General features: G+C 67.8%; 18 protein-coding genes and 3 pseudogenes. 9 read left to right on the top strand and 12 right to left on the bottom strand.

What is annotated here, in order from left to right:
* Nucleotides 1–173: 173 nt before the first annotated feature.
* Both ACWCP8_RS37260 and ACWCP8_RS37255 read right to left on the bottom strand, forming a co-directional pair.
* A complete protein-coding gene (locus ACWCP8_RS37260) occupies nucleotides 174–1,082 on the bottom strand; it encodes an aminoglycoside phosphotransferase family protein (protein WP_451120797.1) in 909 nt (302 codons plus the stop codon).
* A gap of 282 nt (nucleotides 1,083–1,364) precedes the next feature.
* The gene (locus tag ACWCP8_RS37255) at nucleotides 1,365–1,937 is read right to left on the bottom strand and encodes an HD domain-containing protein (RefSeq protein WP_451120795.1); all 573 of its coding nucleotides are present in this window, start codon (nucleotides 1,935–1,937) and stop codon (nucleotides 1,365–1,367) included.
* 482 nt (nucleotides 1,938–2,419) lie between these two features.
* On the opposite strand from ACWCP8_RS37255, the gene ACWCP8_RS37250 reads away from it, so the two are divergent.
* From ACWCP8_RS37250 to ACWCP8_RS37240, 3 genes are all read left to right on the top strand, one after another.
* A complete protein-coding gene (locus tag ACWCP8_RS37250; protein ID WP_451120793.1) occupies nucleotides 2,420–2,806 on the top strand; it encodes a hypothetical protein in 387 nt (128 codons plus the stop codon).
* A 313-nt stretch (nucleotides 2,807–3,119) separates the two neighbouring features.
* Nucleotides 3,120–3,554 carry an SsgA family sporulation/cell division regulator gene (locus tag ACWCP8_RS37245; RefSeq protein WP_451120791.1) on the top strand — a complete coding sequence of 145 codons (435 nt, stop codon included), beginning with the start codon at nucleotides 3,120–3,122 and terminating at the stop codon, nucleotides 3,552–3,554.
* Nucleotides 3,555–3,698: 144 nt separating this feature from the next.
* Nucleotides 3,699–4,028: an NIPSNAP family protein gene (locus ACWCP8_RS37240; protein WP_451120789.1), complete on the top strand. Its 330-nt coding sequence runs from the start codon at nucleotides 3,699–3,701 to the stop codon at nucleotides 4,026–4,028.
* A gap of 221 nt (nucleotides 4,029–4,249) precedes the next feature.
* Here ACWCP8_RS37240 and ACWCP8_RS37235 read toward each other — a convergent pair whose 3' ends face one another.
* Nucleotides 4,250–4,414 (bottom strand): hypothetical protein, encoded by a 165-nt coding sequence (locus ACWCP8_RS37235; protein WP_451120787.1) that lies wholly within the window; start codon nucleotides 4,412–4,414, stop codon nucleotides 4,250–4,252.
* 110 nt (nucleotides 4,415–4,524) lie between these two features.
* On the opposite strand from ACWCP8_RS37235, the gene ACWCP8_RS37230 reads away from it, so the two are divergent.
* Nucleotides 4,525–5,115 (top strand): TetR/AcrR family transcriptional regulator, encoded by a 591-nt coding sequence (locus ACWCP8_RS37230; protein ID WP_451120785.1) that lies wholly within the window; start codon nucleotides 4,525–4,527, stop codon nucleotides 5,113–5,115.
* A gap of 71 nt (nucleotides 5,116–5,186) precedes the next feature.
* Nucleotides 5,187–5,620 (top strand): annotated as a pseudogene (locus ACWCP8_RS37225) (MMPL family transporter); the annotation flags it as partial.
* 119 nt (nucleotides 5,621–5,739) lie between these two features.
* Here ACWCP8_RS37225 and ACWCP8_RS37220 read toward each other — a convergent pair.
* From ACWCP8_RS37220 to ACWCP8_RS37200, 5 genes are all read right to left on the bottom strand, one after another.
* On the bottom strand, nucleotides 5,740–6,390 hold the full coding sequence (locus tag ACWCP8_RS37220) for a TetR/AcrR family transcriptional regulator (RefSeq protein ID WP_376668750.1): 651 nt from the start codon (nucleotides 6,388–6,390) through the stop codon (nucleotides 5,740–5,742).
* Nucleotides 6,391–6,623: 233 nt separating this feature from the next.
* On the bottom strand, nucleotides 6,624–7,331 hold the full coding sequence (locus tag ACWCP8_RS37215) for a hypothetical protein (protein WP_451120783.1): 708 nt from the start codon (nucleotides 7,329–7,331) through the stop codon (nucleotides 6,624–6,626).
* A gap of 135 nt (nucleotides 7,332–7,466) precedes the next feature.
* Entirely contained in the window at nucleotides 7,467–7,955 is a 489-nt protein-coding gene (locus ACWCP8_RS37210) for an SsgA family sporulation/cell division regulator (protein WP_451120781.1), read from the bottom strand.
* Entirely contained in the window at nucleotides 7,952–9,607 is a 1,656-nt protein-coding gene (locus tag ACWCP8_RS37205) for an ATP-binding protein (RefSeq protein ID WP_451120779.1), read from the bottom strand. The genes ACWCP8_RS37210 and ACWCP8_RS37205 overlap by 4 nt, the downstream gene beginning before the upstream one ends.
* Before the next feature lie 24 nt (nucleotides 9,608–9,631).
* On the bottom strand, nucleotides 9,632–10,381 hold the full coding sequence (locus ACWCP8_RS37200; RefSeq protein WP_451120777.1) for a helicase HerA domain-containing protein: 750 nt from the start codon (nucleotides 10,379–10,381) through the stop codon (nucleotides 9,632–9,634).
* 189 nt (nucleotides 10,382–10,570) lie between these two features.
* Here ACWCP8_RS37200 and ACWCP8_RS37195 point away from each other — a divergent pair.
* The 3 genes and pseudogenes from ACWCP8_RS37195 to ACWCP8_RS37185 form a co-directional block, all read left to right on the top strand.
* Nucleotides 10,571–12,103: pseudogene (locus ACWCP8_RS37195) on the top strand (PA domain-containing protein); the annotation flags it as partial.
* 151 nt (nucleotides 12,104–12,254) lie between these two features.
* Entirely contained in the window at nucleotides 12,255–13,334 is a 1,080-nt protein-coding gene (locus tag ACWCP8_RS37190) for a protein kinase family protein (protein WP_451120775.1), read from the top strand.
* A gap of 869 nt (nucleotides 13,335–14,203) precedes the next feature.
* The gene (locus tag ACWCP8_RS37185; RefSeq protein WP_451120773.1) at nucleotides 14,204–16,855 is read left to right on the top strand and encodes a glycosyl hydrolase; all 2,652 of its coding nucleotides are present in this window, start codon (nucleotides 14,204–14,206) and stop codon (nucleotides 16,853–16,855) included.
* 51 nt (nucleotides 16,856–16,906) lie between these two features.
* Here the strand turns inward: ACWCP8_RS37185 and ACWCP8_RS37180 are convergent, their stop codons facing one another.
* The 3 genes from ACWCP8_RS37180 to ACWCP8_RS37170 all read right to left on the bottom strand — a co-directional run bounded on the left by ACWCP8_RS37180 (nucleotide 16,907) and on the right by ACWCP8_RS37170 (nucleotide 20,031).
* Entirely contained in the window at nucleotides 16,907–17,164 is a 258-nt protein-coding gene (locus ACWCP8_RS37180; RefSeq protein WP_451120771.1) for an acetyl-CoA synthetase, read from the bottom strand.
* A 49-nt stretch (nucleotides 17,165–17,213) separates the two neighbouring features.
* Nucleotides 17,214–18,548: an MFS transporter gene (locus tag ACWCP8_RS37175; protein WP_451120769.1), complete on the bottom strand. Its 1,335-nt coding sequence runs from the start codon at nucleotides 18,546–18,548 to the stop codon at nucleotides 17,214–17,216.
* A 217-nt stretch (nucleotides 18,549–18,765) separates the two neighbouring features.
* Nucleotides 18,766–20,031 carry an IS701 family transposase gene (locus ACWCP8_RS37170; protein ID WP_451120767.1) on the bottom strand — a complete coding sequence of 422 codons (1,266 nt, stop codon included), beginning with the start codon at nucleotides 20,029–20,031 and terminating at the stop codon, nucleotides 18,766–18,768.
* Between the two features lie 50 nt (nucleotides 20,032–20,081).
* Here ACWCP8_RS37170 and ACWCP8_RS37165 point away from each other — a divergent pair.
* A pseudogene (locus tag ACWCP8_RS37165) lies at nucleotides 20,082–20,384 on the top strand (transposase); the annotation flags it as partial.
* 229 nt (nucleotides 20,385–20,613) lie between these two features.
* Here the strand turns inward: ACWCP8_RS37165 and ACWCP8_RS37160 are convergent.
* Nucleotides 20,614–21,237, bottom strand: coding sequence for a malonic semialdehyde reductase (locus ACWCP8_RS37160; protein WP_329165112.1), 624 nt, complete (start codon nucleotides 21,235–21,237; stop codon nucleotides 20,614–20,616).
* Between the last annotated feature and the right edge of the window lie 137 nt (nucleotides 21,238–21,374).

Below are 21,374 nucleotides of genomic sequence, written 5' to 3'. Positions count from 1 at the left end.
CCTGTCCCATCGGAAGTGAGCTGTCGATGACGCTGTGACCTGGGCGGTGCAGCTTCGGTGAGACGAGCTGAGTGGAGAGCGTGTCGGCGAGGGTGCTCCATTCCGTGCGGTGTTCTGCCGCGTGTCATTGAACCTGCGCCGTATTGACCTTCCTCCTGGGCTGGGGAGGCCACTCAACGCGTAGCGGCGTCGGCGAGGATTGCCTGAAGACGTGCTCGGCATTCGGCGACGAAGGCGGGGAAGGTGTCCCAGTAGTAGGAGATCCCACTGACGCCCACTGCGACCGCCCAGGCGCGGGCGCGGGTCCAGGTCAAATCATCGAGGTTCAAGGTGTCCCAGTAGGCCTGTCGTGCTTGGGGCGGCAAGTCCCAGACTGTGGAGTGCTCGGCGTCGGGAAAGCCGACCGAGAGTCCTCCGAAGTCGATAACTGCGTGGAGCTTGCCTTCCCGGACCAAGAGGTTGGTCGGCTTGAGGTCGCCGTGGAGCCACACATGAGGCCCGGAGAGCTCGGGCAGTGCGAGCGCGGCTCGCCACAACTGTTCCAGAGTGTCAACGTCGAGCTCAGAACCCACCGTGGCGCGGCAGTCGTTGAGACACCTAGTGATCCACTGGTCGCAAGGCTCCAGGCTGCCTCCGCGGTACCAGCTGAGGCCGTCCGTGCGGGTCGCTCCCATGAGGTCGATGCGGTGGAGTTCCCTCACGATCGCCGCCAGGTCCGCTCCGAAGGCGGCCCAGTCCCGGACGGTGTCCGGGCTGGCTTCGTCACCGTCAATCCAGCGGTAGACCGACCAGACCATTGGGAAGGCATCGGTGGGCGTCCCGGCATGGACGGGCTCGGGAATCGGGCAGGCAAGGTGGCGGGCCAGGCGAGGAAGCCATTCCTGTTCCTTCCGCACGGACTGCCCGTTGTCGGCGGTTCGTGGAAGTCGTACGAGCAGGTCATGGCCCAGCCGATACATGGTGTTGTCCGTGCCCGCGCCTGCGGGCGACAACGGTAGGCCAGCCCATTCTGGGCGCTGTGCCCTCAGTAGTGCTCGGACTAGCGTCTCGTCGACTGGGATCTCATTCTCGTGAAGCGTCACGTCGGAAGTCTCCTCGCCAGATGGAACGGGAAGCCAATGACTTTTTTTCGTCCCGAACGAGGCAGGTTCACTGAGACGTAGGCGCGCCCGACCGGGAGGCCGAGCAGGCCACAGAGCGGATTCAGTGAGATTACGGCTCAAGGTCGTCCAGCCTCGCCGGCATCGGAGCAGCTGGCGTGAGACGGGACAGTGGTCGTCCATCCGGCCGCACGCAGCCGAGAGGTGTGCAGTGGGCCCCGTCTCGACCAACGAGAGGGACCCACCGTCAAGTGGCGGTCAGCTTTACTTCTCGCCCATCGCCGTGCGCAGCCAGTCCAGCGGCGCGCCCTCCAGGACTGCGTCGGCGAGCTCGTTCGCGGTCTTCGTGGTGAGACGCCCGCGGCTGTTGTCGATCCACCGTTGGGCGTCGTAGCCCTGCGCCCTGTACTCGATCTCCTGGATCAGGCATTCCAGTTTGTCGGCGTCCCGAGCGCAGACTGCTTCCGGAGATTCCTTCGCTTCGTACTCGGCGACGACCTCGCGGATAGCGGACGCCAGTACCTCGGGCATGCCGGCGACCTGGTCGGCCGTGATCGCTTGGGGGTCCGCGCTCGGGGCGTACTTCTTGCCCAGGTGGTTCACGTCACCGGTGCGTGTCTCCTGCGAGTCGTGCCACACCGCGAGGAATGCGGCCTTCGCCGGGTCAGCCCCTTCGAGCTTCGCGATGACCGATGCGATGAGGGCGGTGCGCCAGGAGTGCTCTGCGACAGACTCGGGGTCGCGTACGCCAGCCATCCACCAACCAGTGCGCTTGGTCTGCTTCAGCGTCCCGGCCTCGTACAGGAACCTCGCCACCGCGGACAGGTCGTCTGCCACCTCGGACTCCTCTCACGCCTCGGCGAGGCGGATCGCGTGGGGCCTGGCAACGCCGGCCCCCGAGAAGTCAGCCCGCCTCGCGGCGTGTCCTCCGGCGTCGGCTGATGTCACGCACCAGTTGCCAGGCAGCGGAGACCCGCAGCAGATACGCAAACGCGACCGACCACCCCGACTCATCGCCGGTCACTTACGCCTGCAGCTCACCGTGGCGAGCACTGAGGAGAGAGGTGACGCGATCAATCGCCCGTCGATTGGCATGGAGCGATCGCCCTACTTGCCTACCCGGGCCCGGCAGACGCCGCCAGAGGAGGCCGAAAGTGCGGGCCACTCAGCGTCCTCGACACTTCCATACGTCGTATGGTACTAATGAAGAGCAGTTCCATACGGCGTATGGAAAGGCATTCTCCTGCGACGCCAGGCGCATCACACCGCCTGCACAAGCAACTGATGGTGCAGATTGCACCAATCCGGAAGGAATGACCATGAAGCTCAAGAAGCGCCTCTCTGTCACTGCTACCTCCGTAGTAGTGGCGGGTGTTGCCGTTCTCGGTGCCGGGGGCACCGCTTCGGCCGCGACTCCTGACTTCGCACACGTTCAGCGTCCGGCCGTCAGTGTCAAGGCCACCGACTACCGCTGGGACCACGGTGTCAGCTACCTGATCGAGCAGGGCTACTGCTGGGACGGAGTCCGCGGCTGGCAGCACGACGACCGCGTCAACGACTCGGCCCGGTACGGCCGCGATGGTCACTTCTACCGCTGGGATGACACTGAATGCGGCTGGAAGTTCGACAGGTCGTACCAGTACCACTGGAACCGCTATGAGCACGACGGCCGGGACTGGAACCACCGCAACCACAACGACCACTGAGACAGACACCACTTGCGCCCGCAGGCCCAAACCGTTCGCATCGCCGTGATGCCTGCCGGAGGCGGGGGCGTGATCGCTGGTCCGGGGGCCAGCGGTTCTGGCCGTCGCCCAGGCGGCTGGCTGTGTGAGGGCCTGCCTCTCACACAGTCGGCGGACACCAACCATGCGTAGCGGGCTCGCTCGCGCCCAGCGACGCCGACGTCAAGAATCTTGGGGTCCGCCGACACCGTCCGGCATCCGGGCCCTGTTGTAGCCCCTCTCCCTCGTTGAATCCTGCCGCCCGACGGCGGGGCGCAGCCGAGGCAGAGGCGCCGTGGAGTGGAAGTCGATGAAATCTTTGAGGGCCGTGGTGCAGGAGGTGGCCGCGCAGCTTGTCGTCACGCGCGACTACTCGCTACCGCTGTGCATGCGCTTGCGGTATGGGCCCAGTGATCCCTATGCCGTCCGTGCCACCTTTTTTACCCACAGTGACGATCCGGGTGAATGGGTCCTGGGGCGTGATCTGCTGGCTGATGGCCTGAGCGGTTCCGCAGGCGATGGGGACATCCGGATCTGGTCGGCCACTGGCCATGGTGGCCAAGGGATGTACATCACCCTCGGGTCTTCCGCGGGCACCGCCTTGCTCGAGGTTCCCGTGCAGGATGTCAAAACCTTCCTGGAGAACACCGAGGCTTTGGTGCCACGGGGCGCCGGGTCCGGACACATCGACTGGGACATCGAACTGGCGAACCTGCGTGCAGAAAGCTGAGAGAAGCCTCCCAACTAGCCTGCCGAATCGATCCGTTGCGCGCCCCTTCGTCCGCTGTCGCCGGACGGAGGATCCGGACACAGCCTCCGCTGCGTCACGCCCCCACCACTGACAACCATGCTCATAGAAAAGGAACGAGTGTTCATGTCCCAGTACCAGCTTCGTGTCTACACACTGTGCAGCCCTGAGGCGCTCGTCGCCTACGAGGCCATCTGGTCCAAGCACATTCCCGGTATGGCCAAGCACCGGATTACCACACACGGCATCTGGACGGTGCCCACGGCTCTCGAGAGTGAAGCGCCCCAGCTGTACGCCCTCGTTTCCTACAGGGACGCCGACGACGTGCAGGAGCGACTGGGGGCGTACCTGTCCAGCCCAGAATTCCGCGCGGACATGGAGGGCTTCGACATCAGCCAGATCCTCGGCGTCGCCGAATCCGTACTGGCGCCCACCGCCGCCTCACCCTTGCGGTGACAGGTGCCGAGCCGCTCGAAGGGACGCACACAGTCGAAGATCGACCTGCGTGCCCCGGTCAGTGATCAAGTGGCCCGTTGTTGCATCACCTGACGCGCACGTTCCCCCGGCGTGGACGGCGATGCCCTGAAAGTGTCGGTCGCCGCCGCCGACGGTCGGGCCTGGCATCGGGCGGCGGGATGACGATTCCGGCGACCTTTGAGTCCGTGTCAGAACGCGGCTCAAGCCATCATGTCGCCGGCCTTGTAGTGCAGTGGAATGTCGACGGCTGTGTGGTCGCCGATGTCCCGGTCGAATGGCTCGGCCTCGCCGAAGCCCCGAATGCGCCGGGAGCCGGTCACCGGCCAGACCGTTGCCGCGCCGGCGCGTTCTGCGGCGCCGGGCATTCCGACGGACTTCTGGACGGTGATGATGCGACATAGCCCACGTACGAGACGGTTTCGTTTCGATAGCGCTGCTGTACAAGACGGTTTCGTTCGGAACGGAGTGGATGAGCATGGCTGATGCCGCAACGGTGCGCTGCAGCCGGATCACGCCCGCGCGCGAGGCCGAGCTCTACGCGGCCGTGCTCGATCTGCTCCGGGAGGTCGGCTACGACGCCCTGACCATGGACGCCGTGGCCGTCCGCGCCAGGGCCAGCAAGGCCACCCTCTACCGCCAGTGGGGAAGCAAGCCGGAGTTGGTCGTTAAGGCGCTCAGGCACCAGAAGCCGGTGAGCATAGGCGAGATCGGCACCGGGAGCTTGCGGGGCGACTTCCACGAAATGGTCATGCATGCGGACGACTGCCGGATGGAGCAGGACACCTCGCTGATGCGAGGCCTGGCCATAGCGGTGCGCGAGAACGCCGATCTTCTGCGCGCCCTGCGTGAGCTGTTGTTCGAGCCGGAGGCGATCGGCCTCGACCGGATGCTGCGGCGGGCCGTGGAGCGGGGCGAGATCCGCGCGGACAACCCCACGCTGGAGTACGTACCGCAAATGCTGGTCGGCGCCCTTGTCGTCCGGGGGCTGATCGACAACCAGCCGCCCACGCAGGCATTCCTCACCTCGTACATCGACGCCGTGGTCCTCCCCGCCCTCGGCGCCTGACATCCCGGGGGGCCCTGCACCCCTCTCGCAGCATCCGACTCGGCCGCTCACGTCGTCGGCTGATGACACCCGTCATGCTGGTGATCACCTTCGGTTTGCGGATAGCGGCGGGACTGTTGCTCACCGCACTGATCGGCGTCGGCATCGGTATCTCCACGATCACCGCGCTGGCGAACACGTCCGCGCTGGGCTCCACCACCTCCATCCTCGCCCTCCATCCTCGCCCTGATCTCGCCGTCGGCATCGACTACGCGTCTCCCGCTACCGCGCCGAGCTCGCCGAGGGCCGTGAGCGCGAGGAGGCGGCGCGCTGGGGCGCCGACGCAGTCGTCATTGCGGTCCTCATCGCGCTCACCCTCATCCCGGCGCCCCTCACGCCGCGGGCAGGAAGGTGCTGCCCGCGGCGTGAGGGGCAAGCCGCTCGGCGGCGGCCGCAAGAAGGCCAAGGGCGACCGGGCAAGCGGCGATCTGCCCTCCGGCCGCGGCGCGGTCGCGCATGGGGGCAGGTGACTGACCAGGGATGGTACGTCGCCGCGTACGGCCGCCGCTTTGCCGCCTCAGCGCGCAGGCACTGAGGCGGCGGAGAAGTGTGCGTCAGCGGAGCCCACGGTAGCCGCTTGCTCCGTCACGGCTCCCTGCGGGCGAGATGGCTTTCCAAGCCAGCGATCGTGGCGTCCAGCGCATAGCTGAACGTCGCGTCGACCACGTGCGTCGCGGGTGGGGGCGCGTCTTCCCCGTCGGTGCTGGCTGGTGCCGGCGGCAGGGTGGCCCAGCGCTGGAGTGCTCCGGTCAGTTCGCTGAGCAGCAGCCCCGTGAAGACCGCGCACAGAGAGGCAGCGACGCGCGGGATTGCCGAGGCCGGCAGTCCCGCGGCGGCCAGTGTCTCGGTGAGTCCCCGCCAAAAGGGGTCTTCCGGCTGGACGTAGTCGGCGCGTGCGAAGGAGTACTCCATCAACCTGGGGTGGCGGTGTGCCAAGGCGCGGAAGTCCAGGGCCAGTTGGCGCATGCGGTCTTGCCAGGGAATGTCCTCCCGCTGCCCCTCTCGGAACTGTGATCCGACGCGCGCGGCCACGCCGTGCAGCAGCGCTTCCTTGTTCGGTACGTGGTGGTACAGCGACATAGGGTTCGCATCCAGCGCGGTCGCGAGTTTGCGCATGGTGAGCGCCTCGACCCCATCGGCATCGATGAGTTGCAGCGCCATGGCGTAGATGCCGTCCTTGGTAAGCGGGACGTCCCTCTTCCTGGTCCCCCGGGGGGCCTTCCTCACCTTTTCCATACGTCGTATGGTACCACTGAAGCGGTTACGTACGACATATGGAAACTCGGAACGAGAACCGCCGCATTCCCCTGGTGCCGTAGTGAGCTGCTCGATGGCGGCCCCCGCCCGCAGGCTGTGAGCTGGGAGGACGAGGAGAACCTGGCCAACGTGCACAGGCGCAAAGCCGTCAGGACGTGTCGTACGTGCAGTGCGACACGTCTGTCCTCGCCGAGCTCATGAGCATGTTCCGCCTACAGATCGGTACCGGCGCTGCCGTCGTCGCTCGAGGAGTCTCGCTGCTTAGCCTCACCCTGGGTGGAAACGTCCTTCTCCTGCTTGTCCAAGAGCTCCAGGAGCGCGATGTCTGCCTTTTGCTGATCCTCCTTCGTCAGTTCAAGAGGTGCGTTGTTGTAGACGGCGTACCGGACGGGATCAATGATGTTGTTGGTCCTCAAGGTGAACGTCACAAGCGGGCGCCACCCCTTTCGGTGGCCAACCCTCACTTGAACTTGGACCTTGTAGTCACGGGCCTCCGGAACGAGCCCAGGAAACGGTGCCTCAAACTCAATGAAGAGTTGTTGAGCTTCTCTGCCGGCCACGACGAATCCGGCTGGCAACTTCGCTTCCTCGTCCGGCCCCGGTTGAAGCCGAGACGGTGAAGACATCCACAGGAGTGGTAGATGAGAGGCGGGCTCATCAGGGAAGGTGAGCCTGAGATCCTGTACAACTATCGGCTTGGCGCCGGTGTTGTGAAGGACGAGCGGTAGCCGCAGGCGAACCAGAGAGGAGGTGAAAGTCGCCGCAAAAGAATGAGGCTCCCATGACTTCAGGCGCCCTTGCCTGGAATTGAGCCACCAGAATGAGGCGACGGTGAAGACCAGTGCGCAGACCGACACGACGGCGGCGCCAGAAATCGATGAGAACGCATGCTGATCAGCAGCGGTCATCAGCGGGGACACACATTCAGTGTGCCAGCCTCAGGAGGGGCACGCTAACCGTTGCCCATGGGCCTGCAGCCAGTCAGGGCGGTCTCGGCCTGCAGCGGCACATTTGCTGCAATCGCGGCTAAAGTCCGGCGTCCGGGCAGGGAAACCTCAGTCTTTGGCGAGGAGGTGCCTCAGCAGCGCGTCCGAGTCGATGTGCTCGGACTCGGACCCTGTAGGCGCGTGCGCGTCCGTTTCCTGCAGGAACTTCTTGATGTCCTGCGTCGGAGCTTCGAGCAGCGCCACACCATCTGGTGGCTTGAGGACGATGTACACGGACCCGCGGTCGCGCTCGCCGGCTGGCCAGAGCCGAACATCACCCTCGCCGACGGGGCCTTTCAGACCCTCGATCAGTAGATCGCGTCCGATGATCCATTCCACCGCTTCATCGCTATCGTCCAGGGTGAACGCGGTACGAACGGCATAAGGATCACTAGCCTCGAACTTTCGTGAGCTCGCCAGCGCACTTGGCGGGCTGTTTCGCTTTGGTTGCCTGATGGTGGGCAGGCCGGTGGCCCGGCTATCGCGTCGGGTGGGCGCCGGGTTCCACGGCTCCGGTGGGGATGGTGCTGCTCGCAGGGGCGGGAACGCGCTGGTCATCCGGTGTTCGGGAGAGCTTCGAGCCGTGCGAGGGCGTCGATGATCACGTCGGTCCAGGGCCAGTGGTCTGCGAATCTCAGATGCCTGCGGCGGGCGTCGGCGAGCATCTGCTGTTCGAAGCAGAGGCAGGCCCGCCGGGCTGTGGTGTCCAGCTTCTTCTTGGTCTCCTCTGACACGTCCTCGGTGGGGAACTCGACCAGTTCGTAGGCCGCGTCCTGGCAGACCTCCCAGGTCAGGCGCCGCCGCTTGTCTTCGGAGGCCGCGTCTTTCTGGTCGGCGTCCCGCCAGGCCGGGTGGTAGCGGCGGCCGGCGACGAGGTCGGCGACGGCGGAGCGGTACAGGCATAGTGGGGGCTCTTGGGTGCAGACGAGGTGGCATGCCGGATAGGGCTCGAACTGGCGGGCGTGGAGGCGGTGCACAGTCTGCTGGAGGTCGGCCGCCAGGGTTGCGGCGTTCTGGCCGCCGGTGTCGAGCTTGTCGAGGAGTAGGGCGCGCATGCGGTCGCGGAATTCGGCGGTGTCGGTGTAGGTCCAGGAGCGTTGGGCGCCGCGGCGGGTTGCGAGCCAGTCGGTTCCGTGTCCGGCGTAGGCGCGCAGGAGGTCGGTGGTGGGGACGGTGGGTGGGCGTCGGGCGTCGATGGCGGTGGTGAGGTCGTCCCACAGGCGGTCCAGTGCCCCGGGTTCGTCGACGGTGGTGGTGACGATGCGTGCGAGGTTGCGTTGCACGTATTCGTCGTCGGCGAAGAGGCGGGCCGTGTCGCAGGCGGCCGGCGTGACGCAGGTCTGGTCGCAGAAGGGGCGGGGCCGGAAGAGCTTGGCGTGAGAGCTTGTGTTCCTCCAGTGCCGCATGTGGGCCTGTACCTGGTCGTCCGGTGGCGGGTGCGGGGAGAGTGGGTCTTTCACGGCCGGTACGCGCACCAGGAGGGGGGCGTCGTCGCCGCCGTTGAAGACGACTGCTTCCCCGACGCCGAGGGTGGTGAGGGCTTTGGCCTGGAGTTCGTCCATGGCCATGGCGCCGGCCAGGGCCGCGCGGTCGTCCGCGGAGATGATGCGGTGCGCGATCTTCAGGTTGGTGTTCTTGATGACGTCGGGGGCGAGGCGGACGGGGACCTGGTCGGCGATGACCACGCCCTGCCCGTAGGCGCGGATCTCCGACAGCAGGTTGGAGAAGGTTTCCACGGCCTGGCCGCGGGGGTTGGCCACCTCCTCGGACGTTTGGGTGTGCACGTTGGCTAGCAGCCGGTGGGCCTCTTCGACGACGAGGAGATGCACGAGGTTGGGCCGCTGTCCCTGCGCTCGGCGATGCTCCACCAGGCGGATCAGGAGCAGTCCGGTGAAGAACGCCTTGTCGCCTTCGTCGCCGAGGGCTTCCAGCTCCATCACGGTGGGCTTTTCGAACAGCACCGTGGGAGGCAGTGAGTGGGACACGTCGAGCATGGCGCCCTTGGCGCCTTTGCGTAGTGACTCCAGCCGGGTGAGCAGGGCGGCGCGCAGGTCGCCGGCGATGCGGTCCTCGTAGCCGAGGGCGGGGATGACCTCGCTGACCTTGGCGACCAGGTCGGACAGGCTGGGGAAGGCATCCGTGGTTGTGGCCGCCTCGTCCAGGCGGGTGTTGGTGTTGGTGCGCAGGTCCCAGCCCCGGTCGACGTACACCTCGTGCAGGCAGTGTTCGAGGATCTACGGCAGCGGGGTCCACATGCCGAAGGATGCGGTGAACACGGCCCGCAGCAGGTCGAGGTGCTCGCTGACGGTCGTGCTGGCGGGCACCTCGAACGGGTTGAGGACGAACGGGCCCACGGTGGCCTTGCCCGCGGTGAAGATCTGTATGTCCCGGCCAAGCACGGGGTGCGAGATCAGGGAACGGTACTCGGCTTTCGCGGGCTCGATGACCAGGAACGGCACGCCGTGCGCACTGGCCTCCAGCAGCAATCCCATGATCGTGTTGGTCTTCCCGGACCCGGTCGTGCCGGGGATGAAGACGTGGCGGGTGAGGGATTTCAGCGGCACCTGGTACCGGCCGCCGGTCGCCCTGTGGTGTTTGAGGACTTGGCCGACAAGCAGGTGAGGGTCCTGCGCGTTCACCGCGGGCGGGACCACGTCGAACCGCGGCACCTGGCTGATGGCGAAGCCCAGCGTCTCCACATTGGGCAGGTGTACATACGCCGAAAAAGCTGACACGGGCATCAACGCCGTCGGGGCAATCCAGGGACGTTCGGCCATCATCGCGTTGATTGCGTAGCCGAGGCCGATCGGATCGCGTCCGGCGCGGCGTGCGGGCCGCGTGCGCTTCTTGGTCTTGAGGGTGCCGGGCTGGGTTCCGCGCTGCTTCGCCTTCTCCATCGCGGAGCGCAGGGCAATGCGGAGGAGGTCGACACCGGTCGCGGTTGTCGCAGTAGTCCAGCAGCCCAACGAGATGTGCCAGGGCATCGAGCTCGACCAGAGTTTGGTGTGGCTGGGTTCGCACCAGGTGGAGGGCTACGACGTGGTCGGCCGAGGGGCCGTGGCCGGTACCTGCGCAGCCTGCAGCGGCAGGTGCGGTCCTCGCTGTGGAGGGTGTCCCGCCGGTGTTCCCGGCCGGGCGGCAACCTCTGCGTAGCTGTCGTCCGCCACTCCTAGCAGATCCCGGTCATGTACGACCAGCTGTGGGCGAGCCCGACCAAGAAGGTCACCCAGGGAACGTTCAGCTTCCTGACCCGCTGGCGCCAGGGCGAGAAGCAGATCGACCTGTCGGCCGACTGCCACGATGTGCCGGTCACCGTGCAGGGCGGCTCGCCCGTCGCCGAGGACAGCAATTAGAAACCGACCGGTGTCTTCGCGGGCAACGGCGCCACGGCCGACTACCAGGACCTGAACGTCGAGGGCAAGGCCGTTGTGATCCGCCGCAGTGATGCGGTGGCCCCCGCCGACCGGATCGCCAACGCGGTCCCCGCGGGTGCCAAAGCGCTGTTCGTCGTCAACGACGGCAGCGGTGTGCTGATGGAGTGGTACGCCGATTACGGATCCACGGCTGCCATCCCGGTCGCCTCGGTCCAGCGCCTCGCGGGCGAAACGCTGATCAAGGCGGCCCAGCGAGGCGCACAGCTGACGATCGATCAGCGGAAGTTCGCGAGCTACCTGTATGACCTGGTCGACCGCCACGACGGCGCCGTCCCGGACCGTTCGCTGGCCTTCGCCCCGTCGACGGGCCAGCTGGCAAAGGTGGAGAACACCTTCTCCGGCCAGCGGGAGGCGCTCGGCAGCGGCTACCGCTACGACGTCCCGGACTACGGCCCGGGTATCGGCTTCGAGGAGTACGAGAAGTTTCCCGGCACCCGCACCGAGTGGGTCACCCCGCTGCCCGGCGCTTCGCACTGGTCCGAGAACCATTCGGTCTTCGACGCCACCGCAACGAACATCTCCTACGAAATGCGCAGCGGCGAGCTGGACTACACGGCGGGCCGCACCTACGGCGACGACTGGTTCGCACCAGTCAGCCACCTGCGGCTCGGCACCGGCTATTGGGGTCCGGCCCGAAGCATTTACAACGGCATGCAGTTCAACATGACTCCGTGGACGGACTCCGGAAAGGGCCACTCCGGCTCGATGCCCGACATGGAGTACGACATCGGCACCATCGCCCTCTACCAGGGCGACACACTGATCCTGAAATCTCCCGGACGCGACGCGTACGCCTGGGGCGTGTCGCCCGATAAGCTCCCGTACCGCCTGGTGCTCGACGCCTCGCGCGACGCGGCGACCTGGAAGACATCGACCCGCACCGACACCGAGTGGAACTTCGTCTCGGGCGCCCTGGACGAGAACGGCCCCTGGCAGGTGGACATGCCGATGCTGCAACTGGACTACAGCGTCGACACCGACCTCGCCGGTGACGTCAAGGCCGGCGACTGGACCGAGATCGGTCTCGCCTCCGGCACCCAGGAATGGCTGGACGGCGCGGTGAAGGCCAAGAAGGCTTCGCTGTCGGTCAGCTACGACGACGGCAAGAGCTGGAACGCCGTGGAGCTGCGCAAGACCTCCGAGGGCAACTGGACCGCCGGGTTCAAGACACCCAAGAAGGCCGGCGGCTTCGTTTCGCTCAAGGCGCACAGCGAGGCCGGCAACGGGCTCGGCATCGACCAGGAGATCGTCCGGGCGTTCGGTCTGAAGTGACCCGCTGCCCGAAGTGAGCTGCTGACAGGTCCTCTTGAGATGTTCCGGAGGACTTCCACGAGGTGGCTCCACACTCTCGACAGGGGCGTGGAGCCACCTGGGACGATGCGGTTGGATGGGCCGGGTGACTTTCCGAGATGCTGCGCAGCGCGTGTCCGAGCCGTCCGTCCCCCGGGACCTGTCGACGCGGCTGTCCTCGTACACCACCGTGTCGACCAGTCTCTCCCTCCTCAGCGACGAACGGCTCGACCGGCTGGTCGCCGGGGCTACCCCGGTCGGCACAGGGATCGGCGGCACCACGACCGCGCTGGACGTCGGCGGGGTGAAGACGTTCGTCAAGCGGGTCCCGCTGACCGCACTGGAGCTGCGGCCGGAGAACGTCCGGTCCACTGCGAACCTCTTCGGGCTGCCGGCCTTCTACCAGTACGGCCTGGGATCGACCGGGTTCGGAGCGTGGCGCGAACTCGCCGTGCACACCATGACGACCAACTGGGTGCTCGGCGGTGAGAGCCCCGCCTTCCCGCTGATGTACCACTGGCGGGTGCTGCCCAACTCTCCTGCCGGGCCCCATGCGTTCGACTTCCTCGGCGGCCTGGACGGCGCGGTCGACCACTGGGACGGCTCACCGGCCGTACGCGACCGGCTGGAGGCGATCCGCGACTCCACGGCCGGAATCGTCCTGTTCCTGGAGTACGTCCCGCAGACCCTGGGCGCATGGCTGGCCGGCCAGGACGACCCCGCCGAGTCCCTCCGTGCGGATACGGAACTCGCGGACACCGCCGACTTCATGCGGGCCCGCGGTCTCGTCCACTTCGACGCCCACTTCGACAACATCCTGACCGACGGCCGGCAGCTGTACTTCTCCGATTTCGGTCTGGCCCTCAGCGACGGCTTCGAACTCGCGCCGCAGGAAGCGGACTTCCTCGGCCGGCACTGGAGCTACGACCGGGCGCAGGTGGCCGCCCAGATGGTCTGGTACCACCTCGCGGAACGACTCCGCGGGACTCAGGACGACACCGATTTCGTCCGCGACTGGGCCGAGGGCGTCCGGCCCAGGGACACCACCGGCCCCCTGGCAGACCTCCTCACCCGGCACGCGCCGACGGCCCTCCTACTGCGTGGGTTCCGTCAGCGCATGATGGGCGGGAGCAAGACGGTGCCCTATCCGGCGGACGAACTCGAAGCGTGCCTCCGGGCGGGGGACCTCACCGGCGGCCGCCGCCGACCGTGAGGATGGCCCTCGGCCCCCTCGACGCGCTCGTGTGCTCCATGCGGCCGGCCCGCGACCACACGTACGTGCTGCTGCTCCGCATGGTCCAGCGCCTCCACCAGGCCGGGCAGGTGTGGCCCGCCGGCGAGTCCCTGCCCGCCAAGCTCATGTGGGGCCCATACACTCCATCGACCCACCGCCATCCTCGCTGACGTCGTCCAGGGATACAACGCGGGCGTGCTCTCTGGAGATCACCCTGCGCATGCTCCAGGACGCCGGATACCCGATCGAGGACAGGTGGCGTGACATGGCACCACCCACTCCGCCCAGGAACAACAGCAGCAGGGCCATCAACCGTCTCTCTTCCGAGGAAGAGGAAGCGGACGTGGCGGAACGCGCATCGGCGCCCGCAGGAGGCGTGGGCTGCCGGTATGTGAGGTTGGCGCGAGCACGTGATGCCCGGCGTTCGAGGGCATGCTCCTCCTACCTGTTCAGAGCCCGGTCGAGCAGGCGTCATGTCGAGGTAGGGACCGTTGGCGACGGATGTCGTCGCGGTTGCGGCGAGCCCCTGCGCCGTAGCGCGTGAGCAACGGTAGCGGGCCGCGACCGCGGTTGGAATGACGCGGCGGATTCAGGAAGGCTCCGGCACCCGGGCCGCGCGGCCGCGATAGGTGGTCACCGCTACGGTCGGCGCCGTGTCCATGCGTGCGTGTCCCCCGGGCGCACACCCCGGTGCCGGCTCAGACGGTGACGGTGCGATGAGCCAGTCGGCCTCTGACGCGCGTAGTGGCAGGTTCTGGTCAAAGACTTCTCCAAGCGGCGGACGTCTCGTCCCGCTCGTGATCGGGTCTCCTGCGACGGCTGTATCAACGCCCGTTTGGGAGGCCCTGGTGTCAGCACCAACACGTAAAAGACGATGGCTCACGATCTGCGCCATCACCGCATCCGCCGCACTCGTCGCGATACCCGCAGGCGCCGCGTCCGGCGGGGACAGCAGCCCCTTCGGGGCCCGTGCACTCGCGCAACTCGCCGCCGGGCGAGCGCAGTCGGTGGGTGGAATCAGCCCCAAGGTGAAGGCGGAGGACGCCGATGGCGGCAATGAGGCCGATGAGATCGCCGAGGGCGCCGACCAGTACGCCGAGGCCCGGACCTCACCCGGCGTCGTCGCGCCGGGCGCGTACGGCGCCGCATGGAGCAGCCTGAACAACCTGTCGAGTACCGGTGGCAGTTGGCGCAACGTCACCGATCTGCCGTACAACTCCGACGACTCGCGCTACCGCGACTACGACTCCAACTCCAGTGGTGGTTCGGGCTACGTGACCGGCCGCCTGGCGGCGATGGCTGCCGACGACCACGGTTACGTCTACGCGGGCAGCGCGGGCGGCGGGGTATGGCGGTCCCGGAGCGGCGGCGGGCACTGGAAGCCGATCAGCGACAAGCTGCCGGCGCAGTCCACCGGGGCGCTCGCGCTGGACGGCGGGGGCCGGCTGTGGCTGGGCACCGGCGAGGCGAGCACCAACGCGGACGCCTATCTCGGCAGCGGCGTCTACGTCCTGTCGAACCCGCACCACGGCACCTTCTCCTCCCGCAGCCGGGTCGGCGGCGACGAGTTGGAGAGCACCACCGTCCACGAGCTGCGCTTCGGCGGCGGCAAGGTGTGGGCGGCGACCAGCAGGGGTGTGTGGAGCCACTCCACGAAGAAGCTCGTCGGCGCCTGGAAGCTGGAGTTCGCACCCAATCCCGACTATCTGCCGGGTGGTTCGCTGACGAGTGACCCCGCCGCCGCGTACAAGAACATCGCCAACGACATCGCGATCGACCCCAAGGACCCCTCGAAGGTGGTCCTGGCGGTCGGCTGGCGCAGCGGTGACGACTACAACGGCTTCTACACCAAGGTGAACGGCACCTGGACGCGGATCACCAGCGGTCTGGGCGATCTGCCGTCCGACGCGGACAACGTCGGCAACGTCACCTTCGCCCGCTCCGCCGACGGCTCGCGCTACTACGCGATCGACCAGTCGCCGGAGCAGCTCAACACCAACCCGGACAGCGGCCTGGAGGGTATCTACGTATCCAAGTCGGGTTCTCCTACCGGTCCCTGGACGAAGATCGCCGACTACAAGGGTCTCGCCGCCGACGGCTCGGCGCTGACTTCGAGCGGCTACATGCCCGGGGTCCAGGCTTGGTACAACCAGTTCCTGACCGTCGATCCGGCCGACGCCGAGCATGTGTACACGGGCCTGGAGGAGGTCTACGAGACGAAGGACGGCGGCAGTAACTGGTCGACCGTCGGCCCGTACTGGAACTTCGGCTTCTCCTGCTGGAGCATCGACCCCACCAAGCAGACGGGTGACTGCAACCAGACCACCCACTCCGACCAGCACGGCGTCGCGATCGGCAGCTACCACGGCAAGAGCTTTGTGTACGTGGGCAACGACGGCGGCGCCTACAAGCGGCCCGTCAACGGCAAACAGGACGCCGAGGGCCACGCCACCGACTGGATCTCGCTCAACGACGGGACCATCGACACCCTCCAGTACTTCTCGGTCGGCATCGGCAAGGACCTGGCCCATGGCGGCGTCTCCGTGACTGGCGGCCTGCAGGACAACGGCCAGTCGATCCTGCGCAGCAACGACACGGTGATGGGATCCAACTTCGGCGGTGACGGCGGCGACACCCTCACCGACCCGGCCAACGGCTGCAACATCGCTGAGGAGTACGTCTACCTCGCGGTCCAGGTGACGCAGAACTGCGCGATCAACGACGGCTCCTGGGTCAACGATTCCAGCAAGATCACCTCGTACTCCGTCGCCCCGGCCGACAACGCCACCGGGGAGGCCCGCTTCATCGCCCCGCTCGCCGCGGACGCGAAGAACAGCTCGACCTGGATCGCGGGTGGCCGGCACGTGTGGGTGCAGACCCACGGCTACGCCATCCGCAGCGGCGACGAGTGGACCAGTGTCCACGATCTCGGGGCCGGCCACACCGCCACCGCCGTTGCCGCCTCGGGTGGCAAGGTGTACGCGGCCTGGTGCGGCCCCTGCAATAACCAGGGCTTCACCCGCGGCATCGCAGTCGGCAACGCGGACGGCACCGGCTGGCAGGACATCGTCCTCCCGGCCAAGGGCGCGGTCGGCACGGTGCCCAACCGCTACCTCAGCAGTTTCGCCATCGACCCCAAGAACACTGACCACGTCTACCTCACCGTCAACGGCTTCTCCCGGCAGTGGACCGAAGGGCCCGGCGCCGGCGTCGGCCATGTCTTCGAGTCCACCGACGGCGGCACCACCTGGAGGGACATCTCGGCGAACCTCCCCGATGTGCCGGCCGACTCCGCGGTCGTCACACCGGGCGGTGGCCTTGCCGTCGGCACGGACCTCGGTGTCGTCTACCGGGCGCCGGGCCGTACGACGTGGCAGCGCGTCGGCTCCCTCCCGGCGGTCGCCGTGCTTCAGCTGAGGCTCAGCCCGAACGGCAAGACCCTCTACGCGGCCACCCACGGCCGTGGCATCTACACCATCGGCATACGCAACCTCAGCTGAGCCACACACCATCAGGAGGGGTGAACCCGGATCCGGCTTCGGACTCCGGGGTCACCCCTCCTTCGGGTGCGGCACCACGCTGATCCTCGACGTGAAGGCCGCCCACGCCGCGTCCGCCACGTCCGGCGCCTTCGCCAGCACGGTGACTGTGGCCGCACCCGCCCGCACCCCGGCGCACCACAGCGACGCTTGGCCGGTACCGTCCGCGTCGACCCGCCACCCCGACGCCAGCACGAGAACGGGCGCGGAGCTGTGCACCATCGTCCGCCGCCAGTCGTCCGTACGCGGCCGCAGCACCAGGGCCACCACCGTCCTGGGCCCCTGCTCGCCGGCCCACCTGTCGACGGGTCCGACGGGGCTACCGGAGGTATCTGCCGCGCCGCCGCCCGCGGAGCCACTGCACGCCGTCAGCACGATCACACCGGCGACCGCCAACCACCCGGCCCAGCAACGCGTCCCGCCACGTCCGGACCAATTCGCCCGTCCAATCGACCGTGAACGCCGCGCAGAGCAGCACCGGGGCCGCGGCAAGGGCGAAACATGCCGCGAGCGGCATGTGCCCCAGCAGCGGACCGACCACGGCTGTTCCGCCCGATGACCCGGCATTGACGGCGGTGTTGACCCATGCGCCAGCCTGCGTACGGCTGTTCGTGTCGACGGACTCGTCCGCGATCAGGTACGCCGTGGTCAGGGCCGGGGCGACGAACAGCCCGGCGACGGCAACCATGCCGACCAGCACGTAGAGGTTCGGCGACAATCCGGCCGCGAGCAGGGACAGCCCCAGCGCCGCGGCAAGTGCCGTCAGCCGCAGCCGGCTCGAGGCGCGCCACGCGACGGCGCCGTAGGTCAGACCGCCGACCGCGCTCCCCGCGGAGAGCGCCGCCAGCACCCAGGCCGCGGCCGCATCCTGGTCCTGTCGGTCGGTGAAGGCCACCACCAGTAGATCCAGCGCCCCCAGGCACAGCCCCACCCCGGCCGCCACCGCCACCGCGTGCCGCAACGCGGCCACGCCCAGCAGTCGCTTCCCGGACGGTGCCGCAGAAAGTGGCTTCGTCCTCGGCGGGCGGACGCCCGTACCGCGTACTGCCGGAGATGTCACCAGGGCCGATGTCGCGACCAGCACCAGCGCGGCACTGACCGCCACACCGGCCGCGGGTTCGGCGAACTTCACCAGCAGACCCACCAGCAACGTCCCGGTGACGAAGGGGAGTTCCTCGGCCACGCCGTCCAGGCTGTAGGCGCGCTGGAGATGTTCCCGGTCGGGCACGAGGCCTTTCCACAGGGTCCGCATCACGGGTCCCAGCGGTGGTGTGCAGGCGCCGGCGGTCACGGCCAACGCTCCCAGCCGGACCCCCGACGCACCGGGCTGCCAGGTGCCGTGGGCGAGGACCGAGAGGAGCAGCGCGTACGCGATGGCCATCGGCGGCAGTGCGCGTCGTGGCCCGTACCGGTCGATCAGCGCGGCACGGGCGGGGGAGAGGAAGACACTGGTCGCCCCGAACAGGGCCATGACGGCGCCCGCTACGGAGTACGAGCCGGTGGTGTCCTTGACCGCCAGCATCAGGGAGAGGGAGATCATCCCGTACGACAGCCGTCCCAGCAGTGCGGCACCGAAGGTGCGGGAGGCATGACGGGTGCGCAGAACCGTTGCGTACGAGGGAGCGTGGGAGGGCGTGGGCGAAGGCGAAAGCATGAGGTTCGTTCCTCGGAAGGCAGCGCGGACCTGGCGCGCTGCGTGCGTGCAGGGACACCGGAGCCCCGCACCCGGTGTGGCGGGCGCGGTCAGTGCGGGGTCCTAGTAGGGCTTGGTCAGGTTCGTATCGGTGTGGGTATGTCGCGGTGGCAGGTGGGGCAGGCACCGGTCCAGACCGCGAGGAGTGTCTGCAGTTCGCGGACGACTTGGTAGAGGCTCAGGCCGGCGCTGGGTCTTTTGGGGCCCGGGCCAGTCGTTGCAGGGTGCAGAAGGCGTGCGCGACGGAGACGAGGGTGACGTGGTGGTGCCAGCCGCCCCAGGTCCGGCCCTCGAAGTGGGCAAGTCCCAGGGCTTGTTTCATCTCCCGGTAGTCGTGCTCGATGCGCCGGCGGAGCTTGGCGAGGCGGACCAGTGTGGTCAACGGCATGCCGGAGGGCAGGTCGGACAGCCAGAACTGCACCGGCTCGCTCTCGCCGGCGGGCCATTCGGCCAGCAGCCAGCACTCCTGCAGCTCCGGGCCGTCGACGTTCTGGCGGACCTCGCGTCCGGCGGGCCGGATACGAAGGGCCACGAAGCGGGAGTACATCCGCTTGCGGCCCGAGCGGCCGGTGCCGGACCGGGAACCTTCACGCCACTGCACCGGCCTGGCCGCCTTCCGGCCCGCCGCGATGACCAGCTCCTTCACCGACCGCGGCTTGTCGGGATACTTCGCCACCGGCGGGCGTCCGATCCCCGAGTACGGCTCGGCCACCGGGACCGCGTCGGCGGGCTGGGCCGACAGCGTGCTGGAGATCCCCACCACGTAGTTCAGGCCGCGATCCTGCAGTCCGTGCCGGAACGCGGCGGCGTCGCCGTATCCGGCGTCGGCGATGGCCAGCGGCACCTCGAGTCCCCAGGAGCGGATCTCGTCGAGCATGTCCAGGGCCAGCTGCCACTTCTCCACGTGCCCGACGTCCTCGGGGATGCCGCAGGCGGTGCGGCGGGCGACCTTGCCCGCATCGGCCTTCGGTGAGGCGGGATCCCAGGTCTGGGGCAGGAACAGCCGCCAGTTGACCGCCGCCGAGGCGTGGTCGGACGCGAGGTGGAGTGAGACGCCGACCTGGCAGTTGGTGACCTTGCCCGCGGTGCCGGTGTACTGCCGCGACACACACGCCGAGGCCGTCCCGTCCTTGAGGAACCCGGTGTCGTCGAAGACGAAAGCGTCGGGCCCGATCGCCTCCTCCATCCGCCAGGCCAGCTGGGCCCGGATGTGCGCGGGGTCCCAGGGGCTGGTGGTGATGAAGTTGGCCAGTGCCTGACGATTGCCGTCCTCCCCGAGCCGGGCGGCCATCGGCTCGACCGACTTACGCTGCCCGTCGGTCAGCAGCCCCCGCAGATAAACCTGCCCCCACCGGCGCTGATCCTTGCGCGCAAACGGCTCGAACACCTCCGCCGCGAACGTCTCCAACTCGCCACGCACCACAGCAATCTCGTCCGGAGTCACACACTCTCAACGCCACACCGGACCCCCAGGACACGCACCACCACAACGGACTGGACCGTGGCTACGACAGTGACAAGACCCGCACCGCGCTACAAGAACTGGGCTTCACCGGCGAGATCGCCCGCAAGGGCGTGCCCGCTCCCATCCAGGCCGGCAGGAGATGGGTCGTCGAGCGGAGCCATGCGTGGATGAACGGATTCGGCAAGCTGCGGCGCTGCACCGAGAAGCGCAGCAAGGTCGTCGATTTCTACCTCTACCTGTCCGCCACCATCGTCACGCTCCGCATGCTCATCCGACGCGCCACCCCGCTCTACCGCTGGGACGGCCGCCCGACCACCAGGAGACTCAAGTAACGCCTACTGCCGGGCACTCTTAATGACCCTGCCTGTAGCGACTCGTTGAGGGCGGCTATGAGGGCGGTCGCTTCCAGGAAGTCCATCACAGCTACTTCGGGCAGGGGAGAAAAGTGGGCGCCGGCACTCAGGAGAGCACCGGCGCCCACGGCATGGCACCTCTTACCGCCGACCACTCTCGGGCTGCTCGGACTTCCGTTCCGGCGCGCCCAGGCGGCGGCAGGGGCCGTCAGACCCAGGCGACGGCGTCCTCGACGGGCACGCGGGGCAGCCGCGGGAACCACGGGTCGGCACCGGGGTGACCGATGTTGACCACCAGATGCGAACGCCAGCTGGTACCGGTGAAGAACTCCCCGTCCACGCCGGCCCTGTCGAAGCCCGCCATGGGACCCGCCGCGAGCCCCGCCGCGCGCACCGCGAGCAGGAAGACCCCGGTCTGCAGTGCCGAGTTGTAGGCTGCGATGCTCTCGCGCTTCTCGACCTGGTCGGCGAAGGCCGCTCGCAGCATGTCGCCGCGAGCCGGGAAGACTGTCGGCATCTGCTCGTGGAAGTCGACGTCGTACGCCAGGATCGCCACGGCCGGCGCACTGAGTGTCTTGGCCCTGTTGCCCTCGTCGAGATGCCGGCCCAGGCGCTCCTTGCCCTCGCGGGTGCGCACGAAGAGCACGCGCAGAGGCTGACCGTTGGCGGCGCTCGGCGACCAGCGGGCGAGTTCCCAGATCTTGGCGAGTTCGTCGTCGGCAACATCCGTTGCGGCAAAGGTGTTCGCGGTGCGGGCCTCGGTGAACAGCACCTTTCGCCCGGCATCGTCAAGGACGTCGAGGGCCTGCGGTTCGTAGTCGGTCATGTTCATGGTTTCTCTCTTACTTGGTTATGCGAATGGTGTGGTGGCGGGGGGGGGGGTGCGCCCCCGCCCCCCCCGGGGGGGGGCCCGCCCGGCGGGGCCGGCTTGATCGGCCGGACAGGACCCCCTCAGGGTCCGGACTGCTC

The organism is Streptomyces sp. NPDC002206, assembly GCF_053593595.1.
This window is presented reverse-complemented; position numbering and strand designations above follow the sequence as displayed.